Here is a 6,133-nt window from a genome sequence, read left to right on the forward strand (position 1 = left end):
AGGGACCCTTCCCGGCGGCAAAGATTGATGGCGCTCCGAAGACGTCCGGCGGTCCTCCGCCGGGCTCGTCCGCTCCGATGAACGGAATCTGAGGGTCACGACCCTCGGAATCGAAGTCGATGGGAACAAGCGGTAGAGCAATGCCGCGCAGCGACTCGTCCTCGAATGCGCACTCGCCAAGGTGCAGATCTGACTGATCGTCGACAAACTCAACACGCTGGACGATCGAGTGCTCACCAAAGCCTGCCGCCTGCCATGATGCGAGATCCAGATAGTTCGCGCCAGGCGCGTCGTCCCTGATGAGCACGGCGGAGAGCGTCGAATGGACGTTGTAGTCAATCTCTGCATCGGTGGTATACGAGAAGACGGCATGTGTGTTTGAGAAACCTGCACAGTTACCCTCGCTGATGAGAATGTTGTCTAGAACCCTGACGAAGGACTGAAATCGGTTGTCTCGCCTCACAAAAAGCGCTTGGCAGGTCCCGCCACCCACGCGGACGGTATTGTGTACGAACGTCAGCGTGTCCCCGTACTGGTCCATGCCGATGAAGGCACCGTCGCCACGGGAAGAATTACCGCTCAAAAAGTTGTTGGCGATCAAAGCGTTCGTGACATTACTCACCTCCAGGAGGTGTCCCCACTGGAAAGGGAAGTAGTTGGAGTCGAGGCCGAGTACCTGGTTGCGCTCAAGGCGAAGCTTGATGTTGTGGATGTTTCCGATGATACCTATTCCATTGATGCCGCTCGCGCCGCGATAGTCCAACACATTGTCAGCAACGACGACGTCGACACCACCTCCATCCAGGCGCAGATACAGCCCGTACTCCGGGAACCTGTTTTCGGGCAGTATGGACATTCCCGTCATGTGGTTTCCGCTGATCGTCAGTCTGTCTGCCGGCATCCCGGTACCGATGTATATCGGTTCCACGCAGGAGTTGATCCGGTTGCCTCTGGCGAAGACGTCCTCTCTGACATCCCTCATGAGTATGCCCCGCCAGGCTCTTCGGGCACCCAGGCCATCGACGATCATGTTTTCGACACCGGCGTTTGCGACCGCTTCCAGGTATACGAGGCTTGGAATCTCAGCGACGGCCGCGGTCGTGTCCGCCAACTCAACCGTGAACGCATCGATAACAGTGTGGCTGGATTTGATTTGAACGACGAAGCCATCCTCACGTGTGCCCGACGCGCGGCGGAGTATGACGTTGGCACTGCTGGCGCCCGAAGCCACGTCCGGCCCAAATCGCACACGTGCGGCGTTCGAGGCACCCGGTATATCACCTCTGAGATCCAGAACCCGAAGAGTACCGCCGGCTTCGGTGTACACGCCTGGTCGCACGAGGATACTGACGTTGCCGCCGACGCCGGCCGACACCAGCGAGTCGGCCACCTCCTGAAGACTGCCAAAGTCCGGTGAGGCGCCTCCCACCGTATACGTACCGGATAGCTGAGCGCTAGAACTCTGAGCACCAAAAACCAATAGAAAAGAGGCGGCAAGGATCGATTTCATGGCTTCCTGAATTATGTTAAGCGCGGTTTCAGCTATGCAAGGATCGTGAGCTCGCACACCTGGCGTTTCCGCAGCGATGGTGTTGAAGATCGGCGGCGTGTCGGTCGGCTCATTGAGGTGGAAGAGGATCCCGGCTTCTGCGTTCACAATGTCGTTTGGCAGCGAACAGCACGGCGAATCGAAGGGACGTCTTCATAATTTGAAGGTTCAGGACAATGGCAACGGACCAGTCTCGAAAGGGCTTTGGCTTTCCTGGTGCACCGACTCTGCCCTCGCGAGAGAGCGTTCGTATTAGCGGCTTCGCCGTCACTTCACCAGCACGAATTTGTTGACAGCCTCAAAGAGCTTTCGATTTCCACTGTTCACGTGAATCCGATACACGTACACCCCGCTCGCCAGGTGCGACAGGTTGAACGCCGCACGGTACCGACCTGGAGTAAGAGTTCCCTGATCTGCACGAAGCACCTGGCGGCCCATCACATCGTACACCGTGATCTCGACTTCTCCCGGTTTTGCGATGTCGAACGGAATCGTCGTAGTCGGGTTGAACGGGTTGGGGTGGTTCTGATCGAGACTGAATTCCTCGGGAAACTTACCCTGATCCTCGGTTCCGACGGCGATGGTCGTCGATACACGGTTGTCGGACGGATTTGTATCCAACTCCAGAGACGACACAGTAGCTACGCTTTCGGCCGGACCCAAGGTATTGGTTTCGGCAAGGATTTCGACGCGGAGCGTATCATTCACCGCGAGGCTGTCAGCACCACAGCTAACGCCACCGGAAACAACTGAACAGTCGCCGCTGGACGCCATGATCGATGTAACGCTGAACCTCGAATCGAGAGAATCGACCAGCGCGATATTCCTTGCCGTGGCCGGCCCGAGATTCTCGAGTCGTAAAACGAACCGCGTTTGGTAGGAGGCCTCCTCCGGATTCCACGCCCTCTCAGCAGCGAGCTGAATTGACAGGTCCGCGATCTCACCCTCACATGCATCCCCGACGCCATCTTGATCGACATCCGCTTGATCCGCGTTTGCTACCGCGGGACAGTTGTCTTCGGAGTTTACTAGCTCATCACCGTCGAAGTCGAAGGATCCGGCTGCCGCCACCTGTTCGGCCTCTGTCATCTCCCCTCCACGCGTGGGATCAGCCGGGCGGTCGGCACCGTCTCTGAAATACCCGGTCACGCGAAAGTCGTACATAAGCGACGGCCAGTCATGGTGGCCATGCAACGTCGTTAATTCCAGCGTTCGTACGTCACATTTCTCTATGGCCGTTACCACGTTCAGGTCCGTCCTGACATTCGTACCTGTCAGATCACCGTCTCCGTTCCAGTCGATTGGCCGAGTATTGGTTCGGGTGACGCGGAGTTGTTGCGGTGCCGAACCCGTGTTCTCGTTATAGACAACGTAGCGGCCAATGAACCCACTGAGACCTACATTTTCGTCGAGCGACATTTCGTTCAGCGCATCCAGATTGTCGATCGAATAGTCCAACGGTCGAGTCGGAATCAGCCCTGGATTCTGCAGCGTGTAGTTCATCACACTCGCATAATTGGGCTTGCAGTTTGTGTCGTCTCCTCCACCGTGCAGCAGGTTGAGGGTGTGCCCCAATTCATGCATTGTTGTTCCCGCTTCAACGATGCGGCGAGCCTGACGAATCGGCGCCTTCGGTCCGAGCCCTGCCAGCCGTCTCATGCCGGCAGGACTGAATCCGCCAACGGTCACGAGAAAGTCATTTCCTGCAATCTCCGCGATGCCGCCGGACTTTACTCGATGAGCGTGGTTGTGACCAAAAACGAGATACCGAAACACGAGGCGTCGAGCTCCAAGCCGTGCTGCGCATTCTTCATGTTTCCGATCGGCTGGGTCACCAAAATGGCCATCGGATTTTTCGGTACCACAGGGAGAGATCGGGTTGCCCCACTTGAGATCGTCGAATGTACCGAGAGGTGAAAGCTCAACAGGATCTTGACTGAACTGAATTAGATCGATTTCCGGTACTCCCTCTGATGCCATCATCACCAGGTTGATGTTTTCCGTCGAGCGATCGAATGCCCGTACGACGTCGCTGATCGCACCTGCTACTGGTTTGTGACTGACGCCTCCCATGGAGGCAGCTTCTACCATCCAGTCGTACTCGACGAACAGGTCCTTGCGAAACGGTGAGGCGCCAAGGGCCGGAAGATCAAGGTCGATCTTCGCGTCACCGTCGTAGTCAATACCCGCCGTCTCCCAGGTGTCGCAGATGCCGTCACCGTCGGAATCCGTTCTTCCGTCCCCATCGGGATCTGCACAGACTGTCGAAACCTCTGACGTCGACCCATCCGATGCCACCGCGATGGCTGTAACGAGACGACCCTCCGATAGCTGCGAGGGTGTGAGCTCCGTGTGGAAGATACCAAACGCGTCCGGCGAAACCGTTGTCACGTATTCAAGCGGTTCGCCACGCCCCGACGAATGCGTATCATACGTCGCGTATAGGTCCACCACTGTTGAGCTGGGGTCACGTGTTTCTACCATGCCGGTGACAATAATCGTTCCGGCTGAGTCTCTGGACGTAACGCCTGCAGGAAAATTGAGTAGCCCATTTGGACCCGAATCCGTGTCGATACCGGAGAACAGGTCACCGATATCGTTTGCGGTGGGCCCGTCGTTACCAAGGTCAATCGCGAGGCCACCGTTGCCTTCGAGATCGTTCCCGCGGATCGAATTGCCCAGGCTTGATGCGCCAACGACGGCAACACCTGCCCCGTCATTCAAACCGATGCGGTTGAGGCTATCCGGTGACAGGCCCCCGACGCGGTTGTTTGCGGAGTCGATGATCTCCACCCCGACCTGACTGAGCTGTATCCTGTTCTTAACAAGTATGATGTTGGAGGACCCGCCGTGGATTGCCACTCCGGCGCTATCGCCGCTTATCTGGTTCGAAAAGTCGGTCCCGGGCGTGCCGATCCGGATTCCGCTCGAAGCAACCAGTCGAACACCGAACTTGTTGTTAGAGGACTCAAGACGCTCGACAACAGAATAGGATGATCCCGTGTTGAGAGCGCCCGACGAGTTGGCAATGTCGAGCCCTGCCCCGTCCGGGTGGAAGGCGATTAGGTTCTCATGGTCGCGGTCGGGGCCCCCTATCCACGCTCCCGTCACATCGTCGAGGAGCAGGCCACCATCTCTGTTTTGACGCAAAATGTTGGCACGAATCACATCGTTCGGAAACGAGGTGTTGGAATTCTCAATAACGATCCCAAATCCTCCATTTTCCAGGAACTGGTTCCCGTCGGCGGAACGATCACCACCGATTACGTGCTTGACGCCTGACTGAACGAAGAGCCCGTTACCGCCGTTTTCCGCTAACTGGCTTGAGACGAGCGTGAACTCATCTGCACCGGAAACGACCACCCCGTTCCCGGGAAAGCCGGCCAGGATCACGCCTCTCAGGGTAGACTGATTGCCTTTGAACACCAGACCGTCCGCCGAAACCTGCATGCTAGCGCCGATTATTCGGACAGCTGTGGACTGTTGTGTCTGTGCATCGATGTCAACGCTCACCAGTAGCTCAGGCAGTGGACTGATTGGCACAATCTCGGTCGAAAGCGGCGTCGGAATACTAAACAGGATCGACGACGCGATCCCGGACTGGTTCGCGTTCTCAATCGCAGCCCGTAGCGTGCATTGCTCCCCATCTTCCCCAGGGTCCACATCACATGCTTCGTCCGAAAGGTCTGTATCCGATTCGTCACCGTTGACATTGACAATAAGCTGGCATACCGATGCCGTCGTCTTGCTCGTGCCAAAGCACTGGCTGGGACAGAGTTGCAGGGAGTAGAGGTCCAGACGAACGTATGATATCGTCGCGTCGTCGTTGTACTGCATCAGCAGTTCGCCGCCCTGGGAGGTCAGCGGCGGGTCTCTGTTCTCCTGTGGAGCGAGGATAGCGGCTATCAGCTCTCTGCCCGACCAATTGGAGAGCAGATCCACCTCCACCCTCGATACCACATCCACCGGCAGGTCGTCAAACTCCTCCGGGTAGTAGTTGCCAAAGTCTTCGATTCCAAGAAAATCCGTGTTCAGCTGGGCCTGCGAAGGCTTGATATCGATTGTCAACCTGGCTGAGTCGAGTCGCACGACTTCCTTGAGCCGCGTCGTGTCAGCTCGAAAGTCCAGTGTCCACCACGTTTCCTCGTCGATGCCATCACCGAGCGGCGATCCGGGGGCGGTCGTGAAAAGCTGGAAGCCCGATGCCTCGACGCTTATTGGATCACACGTCTGGCCGAGGGCGCTGAGCGGCGCCGCAAGTACGATCACGTACCAAAAAGCGATCTTCACTTCAGGACGAAGGCGTCTATTGACAGAGGATCCAAGAAGGTCTCGCATTTCCGATTCTAATTTTGTTGAGTGTGTCCTCTGCTTTAATGCCGGGGCTCGGCCGCCAATTTGATTTCGGTGACTACCGCACCACAACCATCCTCCTTGTCTCTACGAAAGATCCGGCGGAGATCCGATACAGGTAGATGCCGCTCGCGAGTCCTCTGGCATCGAACTGCACCGTGTGATCCCCCGCCGTCTCAATACCGTCGAGTACCGTAGCGACTCGGCGTCCGAGCAGGTCGAAGATGTGCA

General features: G+C 57.1%; 3 protein-coding genes. All 3 read right to left on the reverse strand.

Going from position 1 to position 6,133, the window contains the following annotated elements:
• Positions 1-1,510, reverse strand: a 1,510-nt coding sequence (locus HKN37_16345) for a hypothetical protein (protein NNE48223.1), incomplete at its 3' end; no start/stop codon positions are given.
• Between the two features lie 306 nt (positions 1,511-1,816).
• On the reverse strand, positions 1,817-5,839 hold the full coding sequence (locus HKN37_16350) for a T9SS type A sorting domain-containing protein (GenBank protein NNE48224.1): 4,023 nt from the start codon (positions 5,837-5,839) through the stop codon (positions 1,817-1,819).
• 121 nt (positions 5,840-5,960) lie between these two features.
• Positions 5,961-6,133, reverse strand: a 173-nt coding sequence (locus HKN37_16355; GenBank protein NNE48225.1) for a T9SS type A sorting domain-containing protein, incomplete at its 5' end; no start/stop codon positions are given.

It is taken from the genome of Rhodothermales bacterium, from assembly GCA_013002345.1.
Taxonomy (GTDB): domain Bacteria; phylum Bacteroidota; class Rhodothermia; order Rhodothermales; family JABDKH01; genus JABDKH01.